The following is an 18202-nucleotide window of genomic DNA, read 5'->3' on the forward strand; positions in this document are numbered from 1 at the left end:
AAGGTCGTCAACGATGACGCGTTCTACCTGAAGGAACGCGGCGCACTTGAGTTTTTCGCGAGCAAGCTCGCTCCTACAGTGTTTTTTCAAAACTTTAGAACGCCCAATCCAGGCTCAAGCCGACGCCGTGCACCTTCTCCTTGCTGGCCAGCAGGCCGTTGTAATCGAAGTTCACCCGCGCATCCTTGCTCAATGCCAGGCTGACCCGTGCCCCGACCAACGCCGCATCGCGCACCATTGGCGCACTTTCCACCGTGAACGAAGGGCCGCCCGAGGCAAACGCCAGGTGCTGCTCCGAATCGGTGCTGCTCAGGTTGTGCTGCCAGCCCAGGGTGCCGGAGACTTCCAGTTGCTGATGGTCGTTGATATTGAAGGTCTTCAAGGCACGCATACCCAGGGTACTCAGCACCAGGTCACGGCTGTCGTCGCCACTTTTCAGTGCGGCGGCGTCGCCCTTCTCTTTGAAGCTGTCAGTTGCCAGGTGCACGTAGGCCAGGTTGGCGAACGGCTCCAGGGCCAGTGGTTGCAGGTTGATGCGGTACGCCGCTTCCGTGAACACCTGGGTACTGTGGGCATCGACCTTGGCTTTTTGCTTGCCGCTGACGTCGCCGTATTGCAGGTCGCGTTTGACATCGGCGCGGTGCCAGCTGTAGGTCGCGCCGCCACTCAGGCGCCAGGCGCCGATTTCATGCCCGGCATAGGCGCCGAAATGGTAGCTGTCGACCGAGGCACGGCTGTGGGTGCCGCTGCCCATGTTCAACGACGTGTCGCTGTAACCGGCCACCAGGCCAATGCGTGTTGCCTCATCGAGGGCGCCGTCCACACCGGCGAGCATGCCGCCGATAGAGGTGGTGTAGCCCGCCGTGTCATTGCGGCTGTCGGTGTTGCCCCATGCGCCCAGTGCCTTGACCCACACGTTGCCACGGCTGTCGATGGCTTGGCTGGTAGCGCCCATCTCGCCATTGCGCAGGCGCTCGCCCACCGCTTCACGTACGTAGCGGCTGTCATTGACCAGTGCGGTTTCCAGCGCCGGGTAGACTTCCCCACTCAGTTGCTGAAACGCGCCTTGGGCCGAAGCGGCCGTGGGTGCCAGCAGCAGGCTTTCATACACGCCATTGCCCGCGCCCAATTGCTCGGCGGCTGCGGCCACGGCGCGCTGATTCGGCGTGGCGGCCACACTGGCGAAGCTGTTGGTGCGTGCCACATCCAGCTGCACGCCGTTGGCGGCATAGTTCAAGGTACCGCCGACAAACAGGTAATCAGGCAGCACCGCAGCAAAACTGCCGGTGACCCCACCTGCCGCTTGCAGGATGTTGTATTGACGGCCGATCAGGCTTTGGGCCTGGGGCGCGCTCAACAAGGTCGGGCTGTTTTCCAGGGCCAGGGTCACGGTGCCACCGTTGAGGGTGGCCGTGCCGCCCGCGACGATACGATCGCTGCTGGTGGGCGACAGTTCTACCGCATAGGTCGAGCCCGGTTCAAAGTTGACGTTGCCCGCCACGTTCAAGGTGCCAATGGAATTGCCCGGTGCCACAGTACCGCCGCTTTTCGCGCTCAGCGAACCGATACGCCCCGAACCACCGACCACGCCGCTCTGGCTCACGGTGACGTCGGAGGTGACCGAACCGTTGATCGCCAGCAAGCCCTGGTTGACCAGCGTCGGCCCGCTGTAGGTGTTGGCGCCGGTGAGCACCAAGGTACCGATGCCCTGCTTGGTCAGGCCGCCATGGCCCGAGATGTCGTTGCTCCACACATCCCGCCCGCAGTGCACGTCATCGCACAGGCGCTGGGTGGGTTTGCCGGCATCCACCACCGCGCCAACGCCCGGCAGGTCCGCCACGAACTGGCCGCTGCCATAGGCGCCATCAATGCGGAACTCGGCAGGAATATCCTCGGCGGTGATAAACATCCCCGGACCGTTGACCGCCTTGCCCAGGTTGATCATGCCCCAGCCGTACAGCGAGTCGATGCCCGGCGCGCCGAGGTCGGTGGCGGTGGTCTTGAGCAGCGTGGAGATCTGGTCGCCGCTCATGTACGGGAAGCGTTCCATCAGCACCGCCGCACTGCCGGCCACGTGAGGCGCGGCCATGGATGTGCCGTTGAAGTTGGCGTAGTCGTTGGTGAGGTTGTCCAGATTGGTGCCGTTGATGATCGAGCTGTAGATCTTGGTGCCGGGCGCCGATACGCAAAAGCTCGCCGCATAGCCACAGCGCGACGAGAAGGTGCTGATCACGTAGGGGTTGGCACTCGCGGTGTCCGGGTTTTGCTGCAAAGCGGCTACCGACAGCCAGTTCGGGGCAATTTCCGGCACAAAGTACGCCAGACCGGAAATGGCATCCGGGTTGTTGCGGTTGTAGTCATTACCCGCGGCGAAGATGGTCAGCACACCGCTGCGGGCCGCATCGATGGCGCCTTGATAAGCCCCCCCTGCGATTGTGCCGAGGATCGGCCGAATGGTGTTGAATTGCGCCTGGGCTTCGTTGACGGTGAAATTGGGAAACGCCGGATCGCGCCCGCCCTTGGCGTACTGATCACCGATGCCGATACCCCAGCTGTTGTTGATGATGCGAGCGCCGCTGGCAACCAACGCATCCCAACCGGCTTTGTACACCGCGCCATCGTTGCCCAGGATAATTCCGTCTTCCGGGCCCGGGTCACCGTTTTCGGCACTGATGATTTGCGCATTGAACGCCACGCCATGCATCGGCCCGCCATCGCGGTTACCCGCAGCAATCCCGCCGACATGCGTGCCGTGGTTGCCCAGCTTGCCGTTGGAGCCCAGGGACGGAGTGCCATCGTAACGGAATGCATCACCGGCCTTCACCGGGATATACGGGTCGGTGTATTGGCGGATGCCCTCGGTGACAAGGGTCACCACTTTGTTGGGGCTGGCGAATTCCGGATGTGGGGCGTACACCGGCTGGTCGAAGATCCCCAGCTTGACGCCCTTGCCGGTATAGCCGGCCGCATAGGCGGTGTCGGCGTGCACGGCGCCCAGGCCCCAGTCGGCCTTGAATTCATTGCTGCGCCAGCTGGCGGCGTCGCCCAGTTTGCCGGTTTCCACATAGGGTGCGGCCTGGGCGGTTCCCAGACTTGCCAGGCAACACAGCAACGCGCCGTATGGCACGCAGCTCAGCGCCTTGAGCGGATAGCCCGGGCCTGTGTGGATGGCGGTAGTTAACCCTGACTTGCATTTTTTCACGGTGACCTTCCTTAGTTTTCTTATTGCACGTGTGTAAATCACTTTCTCCAGAACACCGCCGCTTCCATGTAGGAGCGAGCTTGCTCGCGAAAAACGTCAACGATAACGCTGGCTTCCTGAATCAACGCGGCGCCTGTGAGTTCTTCGCGAGCAAGCTCGCTCCTACAACTGGCGTTTTTAGTTCGCGGTGTTCTTAGAACTGCCAGTTCAGGCTCAAGCCCACGCCTTGGGTTTTCGCGCGCCCACCCAGTTGGCCGTTGTAATCCAGGTTGACCCGTGTCGATGCATTCAGCGCCAGGCTGGCCTGCACGCCCACCAGGGCGGCATCGCGCAGCAACGGTGCACTGCGCACCGCAAATGAAGGCCCGCCTGCGACAAACGCCAGGTGCTCTTCGGACTCCACTGCGGTCAGGCTGTGTTGCCAGCCCAACGAACCGGACAACTCCAGTTGCTGATGGTCGTTGAGGGCCAGGGTTTTCAGGGCCCGTACGCCAAGGGTGCTGAGCATCGCATCACGCCGGTCGCTACCGCGTTCCAGGGCAGCGGCGTCGCCTTTTTCGTGGAAGGACTCGCTGTTCAGATGTACATAGGCCAGGTTGGCGAACGGCTCCAGGGCCACCGCTTGCAGGCGGATGCGGTACGCGGCTTCGGTGAAGACTTGCGCCGTGGTCGCGTCCAGCTTGGTTTTTTGCTTGCCGCTGACATCACCCCATTGCAGGTCGCGCTTAACATCACCGCGATGCCAGCTGTAGGCACCGCCGACGCTCAGGCGCCAGTCACCCAGCTCGCGCCCGGCGTACGCGCCAAAGTGGTAGCTGTCGATGGACGCCGATGAATGGGTACCGCTGCCCATATTCAGTGAGCTGTCGCTGTAGCCGGCGACCACACCCACGCGGGTCTGCTCATCCAGCGCGCCATCCACACCGGCCAACAGGCCACCGATGGAGGTGGTGGAACCCGCCGTTTCAGTGCGGCTGTCGGTCTTGCCCCAGGCGCCCAGCGCCTTGAACCACAGGTTGCTTTCACCCGTCACTGGCACATGGCGCAGGCGCTCGCCCACGGCATTACGCAGTTGCAGGCTGTCGTTGATCAGCATCGCACCCACGGCGGGGTAGATTTCCCCGGACAGTTGCTGCAAGCCCTGCTGGGCCACGGCAACCGATTGCGACTGCAGCAGGCTTTCATACACCGGGTTGCCAGCGCCCAATTGCTCGGTGGCCGCCGCGACGTTTCGCTGGTTGCGGGTGGCGCCGACGCTGGCGAAGCTGGCGTCGTTGCGCCCGACATTCAGTTGCACGGCATTGGCGGCGTAGTCGAGGGTGCCACCGAGGAACAGGTAGTTGGGCAGCACTTGTCCGAACTGGCCCTGGATACCGCCCGCCGCCTCGAGAATCGAGTACTGGCGGCCAATCAGGCTTTGGGCCTCGCCCTGGCTGAGCAACGTGGGGCTGTTTTCCAGTGCCAGCGTGACGGTACCGCCGCCCAGAACCGCCTGGCCGCCAGCAACAATGCGGTCACTGCTGGTGGGCGTCAGCTCCACGGCATAGGTCGAGCCGGCGCCGAGGTTTACGTCCCCTGCCACTTGCAAGGTACCCACGGAATTGCCCGGGGCCACACGGCCGCCACTGTTTACCGACAACGCGGCGATACGCCCGGAACCGCCGAGGGTGCCGCTGCCATTCACCGTCACTGCCGAAGCCAGCGAGCCATTGACGGCCAACAGACCGCCGTTGACGAGGGTCGCGCCGCGATAGGTGCTGTCGCCGCTGAGCACAAGGCTGCCGGCACCGGCCTTGATCAGGCTGCCCTCGTACACGCGGTTGGCAGCGGCCTGGTCGCGGGCGTTGCCGATGGCGTAATCGGTCTGGTCCTGCTGGCTGGCAGTGGCGCCCACGCCGTTTTGCCAGCCCTTGTCGATCAGGGTTTGCTGCCAGGCGCTGCGCTCGGCGCGGTCCTCGGCCTGGCGCTGAAGCAGCGCCTGGTCGGAGATGCCATTGCTCCACACATCGCCCTGCCCGGCGGCCAGGTTCACCTCCATAGGCCCGAGCAATTGCCCCGGGCCATGCATCGCCCGGCCCAGGTCAGGCACACCCCAGCCAACGATCGCATTGGGCGCCTGGGTGATCGAGCCGTCGAGTTGCGTGGCGGTGGTCAACAGCACCTGCAACGCCTGCTCGTTGGTCATGTAGGGATAACGTTCCATCACCAGCGCCAACGCACCGGTGGCATGGGGCGCCGACATCGAGGTGCCGGATTTGACGCCGTAACCGCCGTCGGGAATGGTGCTGTTGATCAACGCGCCCGGCGTGGAAATGCACCAGTATTTGGCGACGCCGCACTTGTTGTATTTCTGGTTATTGGCCTTGTCCAGCCCCGACACGGCAAGCCAGTGGCCTTCCAGTTCCGGCTGGAAATACGGCAAGGCCGAGCGCACGCTCGCGTTGGCATAGCCGCTGTTGCCGGCGCTGAACACGTTGATCACGCCGGCCTCGGCCACATCCGCTGCCGCGTCCAGCCAGGTGCCGCGGTTGTAATGCTGGGCGTACGCCGCGTGCATGTTGTCCAGGGTCTGGTAGCTGACGTCCTTGGGCTGGCTGCCCCAGCTGTTGTTGATGGCACGCACGCCGGAGTCCACCAGGGCGGTGTACACGGTCTTGAAGTATTTGGAGTCAGGGGTGGGGCCGAACAGGAAGCTGTCGTTGGCGTTGGTGTTGCCCACATAGACTTGCGCGTTGTAGGCCACGCCATGCATGCCCACGCCGTCACGGGCGGCGCCCATGGTGCCGGTGACGTGGGTGCCGTGGGAATCGTTGTTCGGGTTGAGCGCGCCCGTGGTGCTGAAGGCGCTGCCATCGACATAGGTGCCAGTGGCGGTGACCGGGTGGAAACGGTCTTTGGAGGCTTCGGGGTGATTGGCATCGAACCCTGAGTCCAGCGCGCCGATTTTCACGCCTTGGCCGCTGATCCCGGCGGCATAGGCTTCATCGGCCTTCATGCGGCCCAGGCCCCAGTCGCTCTGGTACTCGGCAGAGCGCCAGCTGGCGGGGTTACCCGGCTGGCCGGTCTCGGTGTATTGCGCCTGTGCCGCAACGGACAGCAAGAGCAAGGAACCTGCGGTGAAGGGCTTGAAACGCGGTGAATCGGTGATCATGTGCACACTCCCTATTATTGTTATTCCCCCTGTAGGAGCGAGCTTGCTCGCGAAGAACTCACTGGCACCGCGTATCGCCAGAATGTCCACGTCATCGTTGACGTTTTTCGCGAGCAAGCTCGCTCCTACAGTTTTTTATCCGGGCCGAAGGCTTCGTCCACTTTGGCCAAGTCGGTGTCACGCAAGTTGCCCGCGTAGTAGTGCAATTTGGTCCAGGCCATCAAGTAGTCATAACGCGCCTGGGCCAGGTCGCGGCGGGTGCTGTACAGCTGCTGTTCGGCGTTCAGTGCGTCGAGGTTGACGCGCTCGCCGCCGAGAATGCTTTGCCTGGTCGACACCACCAGCGCCTCGGCGGATGCCAGCGCTTTCTGATAGGCGCGCAACTTGCTCACGCCTGACAGGCATGCGCTGAACTGGCGACGCAGTTCGATCAGGGTTTCGCGGGTCTTGCCTTCCAGCTCGTACTCGGCCTGCTCCATCGCGCGGCTGGCCTGGCGGGTGGAAGCCGAGATACCGCCACCGGCATACAGCGGCATGCTCACTTCGACGCCGATGGTGTTGGTGTCGTAGCGCTGGTTATAGGTGTTGCCGCTGTCGGACTCCTGCTTGCGCGAGGTGGCATACGCGGTGATTCTGGGCAAATGCCCGGCGCGGTTGCGTTCCACTTCATAGCGCGCCACTTCCAGGGACTGGCGCTGCGAAGCCAGCACCGGGTTGTTGGTCAGCGCCAACTCATGCCAGGTGTCGTAGTTGGCCGGGGTCAGGGTGAACGCGGCAAAGCTCTGGTTCAGCGGTGCCAGGTCGTTGATGTTGACGCTTTGCACGCCGATCAACGCGCCCAGCTCCCGGAGTGAGGCGTCCTGCTCATCCAGGGCCTGGATCTCTTCGGCGGTGGCCAGTTCGTAGCGCGACTCGGCTTCAAGGATATCGGTGCGGGTGCCCTCGCCTTGCTGGAACAGGTGCCGGTTCTGCTGGAACTGTTGTTCGAACGCCTTCTTCTTGGCCCTGGCAATATCGATCTGGTCCTGGGCAAACAGTGCCTGGGTGTAGTAGCTCAACACCCGCACCAGCAACGCCTGGCTCTTGTCGCGAAAGCTTTCATCGGCGAACAGCGCCTGGGCTACGCCCTTGCGGTAGTTGGCATAGGCTTCGTAATCGAACAGCGGCTGTTGCAGGCTGAAGGTGGAACCGTAGCTGTTGTAGTTGCGGTCGTCGCGGTAACTGCCGCCGCGCCCGTCAGGCAGGTGCGCTTCGGAGTTGTTGCGGCCCTTGTTGTAGTTGTAGGACAGCCGCGGCAGCAAGCCGGCGCGGCCAATGGTGCGGTTTTCCAGGCCGGCGTCGCGCTCCTTGATGGCGCCCAGGAACACCGGGTCGTTGCGCAGCGCTTGCTCGTACACATCGAAGGGCCCCATGGCCGCCTGGGCACTGCCACACACCAATAACAGCGAAATGAACACTGACTTCATGCTCATTCCTCAGTCAACGCGGAGCCGGCGCGGTCCAGCAGCGGCTTGAACAGATAGTTGAGCAGCGAACGCTCGCCAGTGCGCACGAACATCTCGGCGGGCATGCCGGGCTTGATCACCAGGCCATTGAGTTTTTCCATCGCCGCCTCGCTGACGCTGGTGCGCAGCACGTAGTACGGCGCCCCGGTTTTTTCATCGAGCATCTGGTCGGCGGAGATCAGGCTGACTTCGCCCGGCACCCGTGGCGTGCGGCTTTGGTTGAAGGCGGTGAAGAGAATGTCGACCGGCAAGTGCGTGCCAACCTTGTCCACCAGGTGCACCGGTAGATGCCCTTCCACTTCCAGGCGCGTGCCCTGGGGCACGATCTCCAGCAGGGTTTCCCCGGCGCGCACCACGGCGCCTTCGGTGTGCACGCTGAGGTTGACCGCGATGCCATCGGCCGGCGCGTTGATCTCGCTGTGTTGCAGGTTGAAACCGGCGGAGGTCAGTTGTTGCTCAAGGGTCAGGCTGCGCAGCTGCGCGTCGGCCAGTTGGCTGCGCACTTCCTTTTGATATTCCTCGCTGTGTTGCTGCAATTTGAGCCGCGACTCGACAATACCTTGCTCTATCCGGCCGCTTTCTCCCGCGTTTTGCGCCAGGTCTTGCTGCACCTGGGACAACTGCCGCTGGTAGTCCATCAGCCGGTTGCGCGGGATATAGCCGTTGTCGGCCAAAGGTTGCAGGTTGCTCAGTTGCGCGCGCAGGGATTGGGCCTGGGCGGTCAAGTCACTGCGGGCACGGCGCATACCGCTCAACTGCGAGGTAGCGCCTTCGATGCTGGCACGGATCCCGGCTTGTTCACGGGCGAAAGCGTCGCGACGGCTGCTGAACAACTGGCGCTGGCCTTCGAGCACCAGCATCAGGGCCGGATCGGGATTGGCGCTCAGTTCTGCGGGAAAGGTAATGCCGGGCAGGTTGTCACGCTCGCTCTGCCAGCGCGCCACACTGGCCCAGGCCATGCGGTACTGGGCTTGCAGCGATTGCACATCGGCCTGGTTCTGGGTCTGGTCAAGACGGAACAGCGGCTGGCCTTGCTTGACCAGTTCGCCCTCTTTTACCAGGATGCGGCTGACCACGCCGGGGCTGAAGGTTTGTACCGCCTTGCGCTTGCCCGACACCACCACGGTGCCTTGTACCGGGATGCCCTGGTCCAACGGTGCAAGGCTGGCCCAGAGGAAAAACCCACCGGCACCGACAAGGGTCATCACCCAGCCCATTTTTACGAAAAAGCCGGCATCGCGTTCTTTGATTTGAGGTTCAACGGTAAGGCTGCTCATGCGCCTGGATTCCTTCCGGCCTGGTACTGACGACTGAAACTGACGCCGGTTTTTTCTTTCGGCGCTTCCTGCTGCCCGGACAACGCCCGTAGCACCTCCTGGCTGGGCCCGAACGCTTGCAACTGGCCTTCGCCGAGCACCAGCAATTTGTCGGCCTGGGCCAATGCCGAGGAGCGATGGGTGACCAGCACCACGCTGCTGCCCTGGGCTTTCATTTGCATGATGGCGCTGGCCAATGCGGCTTCGCCGACGGTGTCGAGGTTGGAGTTGGGTTCGTCCAGCACGATCAGGCGCGGCCCGCCGTACAGGGCGCGGGCCAGGGCCACGCGTTGTTTCTGGCCGCCGGACAAGCCACCGCCGTTGTCGCCCAGCACGGTGTCGTAGCCCTGGGGCAGGCGCAGGATCAATTCATGCACACCGGCCTGTTGCGCAGCCTTGACCACCAACTCCGGGTCGGCCTCGCGAAAGCGCGCGATATTGTCGGCGATGCTGCCGCTGAACAGCTCGATGTCCTGGGGCAAATAGCCGATATGCGGGCCGAGGTCGTCGCGGTTCCAGCGGTGAATATCCGCGCCGTCCAGGCGCACGGTGCCGGCCAGGGTCGGCCACACGCCCACCAGCACGCGGGCCAGGGTGGACTTGCCGGAGCCCGACGCACCGAGCACGCCCAGCACTTCACCGGCAGCCAGGTTGAAGCTGACCTGATGCAGGGTCGCCATGCGTCGCCCTGGCGGGCCGGCGCTGACCTGCTCGAAACTGACCTGTCCGTTGGGCGCCGGCAAGGCCATGTGCTCGACCTCTGGCGGGAATTCACGCAGCAGTTCGTCGAGGCGCTGGTAGGCCAGCTTGGCCGAGCTCCATTGCTTCCATACCGCAATCAATTGGTCGATGGGGCTGAGTACGCGGCCCATCAAGATGGAGCCTGCGATCATCATCCCGGCGGTCATGTCGCCCTTGATCACCAGGTAGGCGCCCAGGCCCAGTACCAGCGATTGCAGGCACAGACGCAGGGATTTGCTTAAGGAGGTGATGATCGAACCGGTGTCGCTGGCTGTGTTCTGGAGGCCCAGAAACTGTGAATGCACCCCGAACCAGCGCTGGCGCAGCGCGCCGAGCATGCCCATGGCCTGGATGGTTTCGGCGTTGTGCAGATGGCTGGTGGCCAACTGGGTCGACTGCTGAGAAAACACACTCGCCTCGCCCAACGGCTTTTTGGTCAGGTATTCATTCAGGCACGCCAGTGCAATCAACAGCACTGCGCCGGCCGTGGCCAGCACGCCGAGCCAGACGTTGAACAGGAAAATCACAAACAGGTAGATCGGGAACCACGGCGCATCGAAAAACGCGAACAGCGCCGGCCCCGTGATAAATTGGCGCAGAGCGGTCAGGTCGCCCAAGGATTGCCCGGCGTGCCCCTGGCCGCGCTGCAGGTTGCGTTCGAACGCGGCTTTGTACACGCGCAAGTTGAAACGTCGCTCCAACTGGCTACCAATGCGGATCACGATAAAGCTGCGCACCACTTCCAGCAGGCCAATAAACGCAAAGAAGCCCACGACCATCAGCGTCAACATCACCAGGGTGGTTTCATTCTGGGAGGACAACACACGGTCATACACTTGCAGCATGTAAATCGAGGGCACCAGCATTAATAGGTTAATCAATGCCGTGAAACAGCCAACGCTGATCAAAATACTCTTGTATTCACCCAGCGCCCTGAACAAGGGCGCCACCCCATGGGACTTCGCCATATTAGTTATTTTTCCTTGCAGCGAATTACGCAAAAGGGTCACCCCTACCGAGTAGGGTACGGCCACCTAATAAATCGAGTTCTATGCTTATAACTTTTAATTAAGGCTTTCGTTGCAGCGTTACAACTTCGCCAGTTTTAGTGCGGGCTTGATAGTCGCCCTCTTTCTGGCGATTCAAATGGGTGATCCCCGAGCCTTCAGCGTTAAACAGCCAAATACCATCCGGCGTGGGCGACCACGTCAGCGGCTTGTCGCCCAGCCACTGCTCGACACAGGCAATATCGCCCTCCAGGGCATTGGCTTGCTCCACTAACTTGAGCGCGCACACCTGATCCTGCTGCTTCAGCTCCCACTGTCCGGCAAGCTGCGCGGCGGTGGGTAATACAAGACTGCTAGCCATTGCGTGGGCTCCTGCCGACACGAACAACACCTGCACAACACAGGCGATCAAATGGGAAAAACGTGGCATATCCAACTCCAGCCTGGAGCGCGGCGCCGAAGCGCCGCGCGCTTTACATCAGGCTACGATGTCACTGGCAGCCGCCTGGCCAACGGTGGTGACGAAGAAATCCGCCGCGCCTTGCCCGGTGAAGTCCACGGCCAAGGTGCCCAGGTTGGTACCTGAGGCATAGGTCAGTACAGCATCGCCGGCATGCCCGGTAAATGCGTTGACGAAGGTCACGCCCGCACCCTTGGTGATACCGGACAGGTCGATCTTGTCCGAACCGGAGGTGAAGTCGAAGATCTTGTCCGCAGCCCCTGGCCGGGAATCCGAACTGGCACCGTACACAAAAGTGTCGCTGCCGGCGCCGCCCCACAGTTGGTCCGCACCGCCACCGCCGTAGATGAGATCGCTGCCGGCCCCGCCCTTGATGGTGTTGGCGACTTGGTTGCCAATGATCAGGTCGTTACCCGAACCGCCGAACGCGTTCTCGATGGTGACGCCCTTGGCGATGGACACGTTGCCCACCAGGCCGCCTACATCAGAGAACGAAGTGGCAGTGAGGTTGATCTTCTGGTTCTGGGTGAAACCGGAGAAGTCCAGGGTGTCGTTGCCGCCACCGTCCCATACCGAGAACACCAGCTTGTCGGCATTGGACGTGGCGCTGAGGAAATCACGCCCGGTGTTGGAGTTGAACCCATAGGTGGTGTCAGTGGCACGGGTGTTGAGGTTGGCACCGTAGAGCTTCTGGATCGCGGCGATGTCGTCGATCAGCGGGCCGGAAGCGTAAGCCTCGACGCCGCCTTTGCTGAAGTTCTGGTTGGTGTTGCTCTCGCTCCAGTAACTCATGAGGCTATAGCCACGCGTGTCCTGTCCATAGGTTGCGTCGTTATAGGTCGGGTTGCCGTTCCCGGCGTTGTAGTCGCCAGGGTGAGCCAGGCCCAGGGTGTGGCCGATTTCGTGGGTCAGGGTCTGCCGGCCATAGTTGTTCAGGTCCGGGGTCTTGTTCGGCGTGTAGCTGCTGTTGGTCAGGTACCACGAAGTGCCGTCGTAGCCTGCACCGGTACCGGGCAGGTAGGCGAAGGCCGCGGCGCCGTCCTGGCCGCTGCTGTAGTTGCCGAAGGTCATGTGGCCGTCACCGCCGGAAGCCTTTTCGGTAAAGGTCACGTTGGCAACATCCGCCCAGGATTGCATGGCCAGTGCGGCCTGTGCTTTCTGCTGGGTGTTGAATTGGCTGAACCCCGAGATGCCATGTTTGTTCATGGTGCTCTGGGTAGCCGAGGTGAGGAAGGTGTAGGTCAGATCGATCTTGCCGTTGCCATCAAAGTCCCGGTACGCAGCACCATCCCGCAGCAGCTGGGTCGCTGCCTGGTCCACGGTGTAGGACGGTTTGCCATTGACCGTGAGGTTACCGCCACGGTCATACAAATGGCTGAAGCTATCGATTTGCGAGTAAGCAGTGCTGGCTTGCGCGGCAGATACAATAGCCTTGTCTTTTACTTTTGACATAAACGTACTTCCTTGTTTGCAAGTGCATCAGTCTTTGTTCGATAGGAACCTCGCGGGCGAGGATAGTCCTATCACTCACCTCTTTTGAAGGCGTAAGAAAACTGACACAACTTGAAATCTTTCGTCTACATCTATTTCCATCGCACAATTGTGACGCAGGTTCAAGTTGCAGAAGTCGAGCGCAGTGTTTATTGGGGGCCGTTGCGTTTGTGTGGCCGAATCGGCACAGAGCACTATTTAAATATTAAATACAAGTAAAGCCGCTCTAAGCGAACGGCCCACTTAATTAATGGATCCAATATATTGTCACGGTGTCATTAGCAACATTAAAGAGCCACTATTCGCACTAATAAAGTGCGCTGTCCCCCATTACCGGGACATACTCCAGCCACACTGTTGCAGGGCTGCCAAGAGGGTTTCGCCAGCCAGGCCCGGCACCTTGACGCCGTCTTGGGTGGTCATGTCTTCACCTGCCAGAATGGCGTTGATGATCGCCTCCTCCACCGCCTCTGCCGCCGCGCTGAACAGCGGCGAAATATGATCGTTGTTGACCATCTGCAACCCGGTGCTGAGCGGCAGGTCCTTGCGCCCATAGTCCGCTGGTGGCAAATCACGGTTACCGGTGGCAAACGCCAGGAACAGGTCGCCGCTGGAATCCTCGGTGCCGCCACCGGTGCGCGCGATGCCGATGGACGCGCGTTGTGCCAGGCGCTGGCATTGGTGGGGCAGCAAGGGTGCGTCCGTGGCGATGATCACCACGATGGAGCCCATGCCGGGCGTGCCACGCTCGGCAAAGGGCGAAGCAATGTCCATCAAGTGACGGCCCACAGGGTAGCCATCGACCCGCAGCTCCTGGCGCTTGCCATGGTTGGCCTGCACCAATACCCCGACAGTCCAGCCGCCCTGCTCTGCTGGCAACCGCCGTGACGCGGTGCCGATGCCGCCCTTGAACTCGTGGCAAATCATGCCGGTGCCACCGCCTACCGCGCCTTCCTGCACCGGGCCGCTTTCAGCCTGGTCCAGGGCCTGGCGCACATGCTCTGGGCGCACATGTTGGCCCCAGATATCGTTGAGCAGGCCATCGTAGGTTTCCATGACCACCGGCATGCACCAGTACACCGCAGGGTCCGCCAGGCGCTCGCGCTCCAGGGCGATCAGGCTGTCGCGCACCACCCCGATACTGTGGGTGTTGGTGATGGCCATCGGCGTGGTCAACAGCCCCGCCTCGCTGATCCATTCAAGGCCCGTGGCGTCGCCGTTACCGTTGAGCACGTGGTAGCCAGCAAAACACGGTTGCTGGCGCGCTTCCCCGGCTCGCGGCTGGATCAGCGTGACGCCGGTGCGCACCTGCTTGCCGTCGACATGCGCCTTGAGCGTGGCATGGCCGACGCGAACCCCGGGAACATCGGTGATGGCATTGAGTTCGCCGGGCATGCCCAGCCCCAACGTAATGCCCAATTGACGTGCACGCATACCCACTCCTTACAATTTCTGAAACGCCGGACTCAACCGGCCACTGATGCAATACAAAATCACCGACAGGGCCAGCAAGCCGATGATGATCATGATGTCGCGTACCGAGGCCTCCAGGATCAAGGTGACCAGCAGGTAACCGGCACCCAGTACCGCCAGCAATGCCGGCAGCGGCCATAACGGCATGCGATAGGGATGTTCGCGATCACGCAGCAGCACCCGGCTCATCAGCGCGCTCAGCGCCACCACCAGGTACACCAGCATGATCAGCAATACGCTGAACGACGTCAGGTCGGCCAGGTTCGAGCTGAAACTCAACAACGCCGAGGGTATCGCCAGGAACAGCGTCGCCAGCCACGGCGAGTCCCAGCGCGGGTGAATACGCGTGAACAGCTTGTTGATACTCGGCGTCCACAGCGCATCGCGACCGCTGCTGAACACCACCCGGCCAATCTGGATCACGATGGCAACGATGGCGTTGAACACCGACAGGAAAATCCCGGCACTCACCAGCCGCGACAAGGTTTCGTTGCCATGACTGGTCAACAGATAGCCGATCGGGTCGGGGCTGCTGATCATTGCGCTCAGGGAAGGCGCGCCGATCAACAGCGCGGTGATTGGCACCAACTCGATGACCACCACCAACCCCAACGACCACAGCACCGCCTTGTGCACGCCCTTGCCGCCGCACTTCATGTCTTCGGCCAGCAACACCGCCGGGCCGTAGCCATTGAACGAGAACAGGCCGATGCCGACGGCGCCGATCACCAAGGCCCAGGGCGCCAGGTGCAACGCACCGTTTTCGACGATCTGCGGGTACAACAACACACTGGCCGGCTGCACCGGGTTACCGAAGCCGATCACCACAATCACCAGCAACGCCGCCACTTCCAATAGCAGACAGGTGCCGGTAATCCAGGCGTTGAGCTTGATATTGAGGATGCCCAGGGCGTAGCTGCACACCACGATCACCAGGGCGACCGTTTGAGCATCGAATGTCGTGCCCAGGGCGTTATTCAGATAAGTCGCTGCACCGGTCGCCAATACCGGCGGGATAAACAACAACATCACCAGCACTGTCAGGAAGGTGGCATAACCGGCCATGCCACCAAACACACGCTTGGCATACACATACTCGCCGCCGGCGCTGTTATGGGCGCGGCCGAGTTCGGCGTAACAGAAGGCGAACATCAACGCGAGCAACGCCGCCATCACAAACGCCAGGAACACGCCACTGCCCGCCTGCTGGATGGCAAACGGGGCGATCACGAAGACGGAACTGGCCGGCGTTACCGCTGAAACGGTAATCGCCACGACATCAAAGACGCTCAGGGTGGGCTTGAGCACGCCATCGGGCGCGGGGGTGGCACTCATATCGTTATCCTCTGTCGTTGTTTTTGGTGTGAGGCAGAAACGAAAAATGATTGTTCCTCGGGATATGCTTCCCGTTGGACAGTGTCGACGTTATCGGCTGGCGGGGCTGCCGGCCAATTCCCCTATTGGCGTACTCCCCTTGACGGTGCCCGGCAGAAGCCTAACCCTTGGCCGATCATTTGAGGGTGGGGATGTTGAGATGAGCCTGTTCCGGGAAATCGGTATGCACGCGGGGTTGGGCCGCACCCTGTCACAGATCGGCACCGAGCGGTTCTGGAAGCAACTGGTGTTGTTATTGCACCAGTGCCTGCCCTTCGATAATGCCCTGGCGATTTTCTACCCGCTGGATGGCCCGCCCCAGGCCCTGGAGGAGTACGACGCCCAACCCAGCAGCAAGCCGGCGTCGATGCTGGTGTACCTCAACGGCCTGTACCTGCTCGACCCGTTTTACCAGGCGTGCCGCGAAAACTATGCCAGCGGCGTATACCGCCTGGAGGAAGTGGCGCCGGACCATTTTCGCCAGAGTGAGTACTTCCTCAATTACTTCCACGACAATGTGCTGGAAGACGAAGTGCAATTGATCCTGCAACTGCCCGGCGTGGGCACGCTGTCGCTGTCGTTGGGCATGCAGCGGCGCTTCAGTTTCGAAGAAACCGGGCTGTTGACCACGCTATCGGCGTGGGTGTTGCCGCTCATGCACCAGCATTGGCAGCAAAGCACCCAGCGGGCACCGGCCATGGACAGCCAGATTCGCGATGCCCTGAGTCATTTCGGCAGCGGTGTGCTGTCGGACCGCGAGCTGGAAGTCGCCCGGCTGGTGTTGCGTGGGTTCTCCTCCAAGGCCATGGCCGAACGCTTGAAGATCTCGCCGGACACCGTAAAAGTGCACCGCAGGCATTTGTACGCCAAGCTGGACATTTCGTCGCAGCCCGAGTTGTTTTCACTATTCATCCAGTCATTGGGGCATGACCTGGAGAACCCATAAACCTCATTCGAGCCAAAAGCGGGGTTGGCGCCTGTCAACGCCCCGTGCGTATGGTATTCCACACCCGAGTACGCACCCGGTCGATATTCAACGGCATGGCTTGCAGTGCAAAGAGCTTGTCCATCATTTCCGGGCTCGGATACACCTTGGTGTCGGCCTTGATCGCCGGGTCTACCAGGCTGTCGGCCGCCGCGTTGCCGTTAGCGTAGTGCACGTAGTTGGTGACACTCGCCATCACGTCGGGGCGCAGCAGATAGTTCATGAACGCATAGCCGGCTTTTTCATCCGGCGCGTCGGCGGGCATGGCGACCATGTCGAACCAGATCGCCGCGCCTTCCTTGGGAATGTTGTAGCCGATATTCACGCCGTTCCTGGCTTCCTTGGCGCGGCTTTCGGCCTGCAGGATGTCGCCGGAGAAACCGACGGCCACGCAGATATCACCATTGGCCAGGTCAGCGGTGTATTTGGATGAGTGGAAATACGCCACGTAAGGCCGCACTTGCATCAGCAGGGCTTCGGCCTTCTTGTAGTCCTCGGCTTTTTTGCTGTGGTGCGGCAAACCCAGGTAATTCAGCGCGGCTGGCAGCAGTTCGGGGCCGTTGTCGAGGATGGCAACCCCGCATTTCTGCAGCTTGGCCATGTTTTCCGGCTTGAAGATCAAGTCCCATGAATCCACCGGGGCGTTGTCTCCGAGCACCGCCTTGACCTTGTCGATGTTGTAGCCAATGCCGGTGCTGCCCCACAGGTACGGAAAGCCGTGGGCATTTCCAGGGTCATTGTTTTCCACGGCCTTGAGCAGCACCGGGTTGAGGTTTTTCCAGTTGGGCAACTGGCTCTTGTCGAGCTTTTTAAGGGCGCCGCCCTGGATCTGCCGAGCCATGAAATGGTTGGAGGGAAACACCACGTCGTAACCCGATTTACCGGTCATCAGCTTGCCATCGAGGGTTTCGTTGCTGTCGTACAGGTCATAGGTGAAACCGATGCCGGTGTCTTTCTGGAAATTCCTGGTGGTATCCGGTGCGATGTAGTCCGACCAGTTATAGATCTTCACGGTCTCGGCGGCCTGGCTGGTAGTGGCCAGCAACATCATGGGCAACAGGGCAATGGCTTTCATGGTTCGATTTCCTGGCGGTTTTAGGGCTGTTTTTATGGCAGGCGATCAAGGATCAAAGCGTTACAGAATCAGGACGTAGGTCTTGCGCACGGTTTCCTGGATATCCCAGATACCGGTGCTATTGGCTGGCAACATCAGTGCGTCACCGGCTTGTATGTGCAGGGTTTCCCCGTTGTCGGGCGTGAAGGTGCAGCGCCCTTGGATGAAATGGCAAAACTCCTGGGACTTGATCTGCCGACGCCAGCGCCCCGGGGTGCAGGCCCAGATGCCGGTCTCGACCCCGTCGTTGCGCTCCACGCTCAGGGTCGAGGCCACGGCGATGGGCTCGCCCAGGGGCGCCGCCACCGGTGATGAATCTGGCAGAGCGGTGTTCAGCGTGTCTTTGAACTGGGTGATGCTCATGGGTTTTCCCCTGTGGGTGG

General features: G+C 61.5%; 12 protein-coding genes. 1 reads left to right on the top strand and 11 read right to left on the bottom strand.

Annotated elements, in window-relative coordinates:
- Positions 1-94 precede the first annotated feature (94 nt).
- The 9 genes from BUE92_RS05525 to BUE92_RS05565 form a co-directional block, all read right to left on the bottom strand.
- Positions 95-3202 (bottom strand): autotransporter serine protease, encoded by a 3108-nt coding sequence (locus tag BUE92_RS05525; RefSeq protein WP_073522407.1) that lies wholly within the window; start codon positions 3200-3202, stop codon positions 95-97.
- Positions 3203-3395: 193 nt separating this feature from the next.
- A complete protein-coding gene (eprS, locus tag BUE92_RS05530) occupies positions 3396-6353 on the bottom strand; it encodes an autotransporter serine peptidase EprS (protein WP_073522408.1) in 2958 nt (985 codons plus the stop codon).
- Between the two features lie 125 nt (positions 6354-6478).
- Positions 6479-7819, bottom strand: a complete 1341-nt coding sequence (locus tag BUE92_RS05535; protein WP_073522411.1) for a TolC family outer membrane protein — start codon at positions 7817-7819, stop codon at positions 6479-6481.
- 2 nt (positions 7820-7821) lie between these two features.
- The gene (locus tag BUE92_RS05540; protein ID WP_003191154.1) at positions 7822-9135 is read right to left on the bottom strand and encodes an HlyD family type I secretion periplasmic adaptor subunit; all 1314 of its coding nucleotides are present in this window, start codon (positions 9133-9135) and stop codon (positions 7822-7824) included.
- On the bottom strand, positions 9132-10883 hold the full coding sequence (locus tag BUE92_RS05545; protein ID WP_073522413.1) for a type I secretion system permease/ATPase: 1752 nt from the start codon (positions 10881-10883) through the stop codon (positions 9132-9134). Before BUE92_RS05545 ends, BUE92_RS05540 begins: the two co-directional genes overlap by 4 nt.
- A 100-nt stretch (positions 10884-10983) precedes the next feature.
- Positions 10984-11352, bottom strand: coding sequence for an AprI/Inh family metalloprotease inhibitor (locus BUE92_RS05550; protein ID WP_073522415.1), 369 nt, complete (start codon positions 11350-11352; stop codon positions 10984-10986).
- 48 nt (positions 11353-11400) lie between these two features.
- Positions 11401-12834: a serralysin family metalloprotease gene (locus BUE92_RS05555; protein WP_073522417.1), complete on the bottom strand. Its 1434-nt coding sequence runs from the start codon at positions 12832-12834 to the stop codon at positions 11401-11403.
- 369 nt (positions 12835-13203) lie between these two features.
- Positions 13204-14307, bottom strand: coding sequence for a DmpA family aminopeptidase (locus BUE92_RS05560; RefSeq protein ID WP_073522419.1), 1104 nt, complete (start codon positions 14305-14307; stop codon positions 13204-13206).
- Positions 14308-14316: 9 nt separating this feature from the next.
- Positions 14317-15681 (bottom strand): APC family permease, encoded by a 1365-nt coding sequence (locus BUE92_RS05565; protein WP_073522422.1) that lies wholly within the window; start codon positions 15679-15681, stop codon positions 14317-14319.
- A 199-nt stretch (positions 15682-15880) separates the two neighbouring features.
- Between BUE92_RS05565 and BUE92_RS05570 the strand changes: the two genes are divergently transcribed.
- The gene (locus BUE92_RS05570; RefSeq protein ID WP_073522423.1) at positions 15881-16666 is read left to right on the top strand and encodes a helix-turn-helix transcriptional regulator; all 786 of its coding nucleotides are present in this window, start codon (positions 15881-15883) and stop codon (positions 16664-16666) included.
- Positions 16667-16700: 34 nt separating this feature from the next.
- Here BUE92_RS05570 and BUE92_RS05575 read toward each other — a convergent pair whose 3' ends face one another.
- Together BUE92_RS05575 and BUE92_RS05580 are read right to left on the bottom strand one after the other, a co-directional pair.
- Positions 16701-17780: a polyamine ABC transporter substrate-binding protein gene (locus tag BUE92_RS05575; protein ID WP_073522424.1), complete on the bottom strand. Its 1080-nt coding sequence runs from the start codon at positions 17778-17780 to the stop codon at positions 16701-16703.
- Between the two features lie 60 nt (positions 17781-17840).
- Positions 17841-18182: a cupin domain-containing protein gene (locus tag BUE92_RS05580; RefSeq protein ID WP_073522425.1), complete on the bottom strand. Its 342-nt coding sequence runs from the start codon at positions 18180-18182 to the stop codon at positions 17841-17843.
- Positions 18183-18202: the final 20 nt, after the last annotated feature.

This window comes from Pseudomonas fluorescens (assembly GCF_001902145.1).
Classification (GTDB): domain Bacteria; phylum Pseudomonadota; class Gammaproteobacteria; order Pseudomonadales; family Pseudomonadaceae; genus Aquipseudomonas; species Aquipseudomonas fluorescens_BV.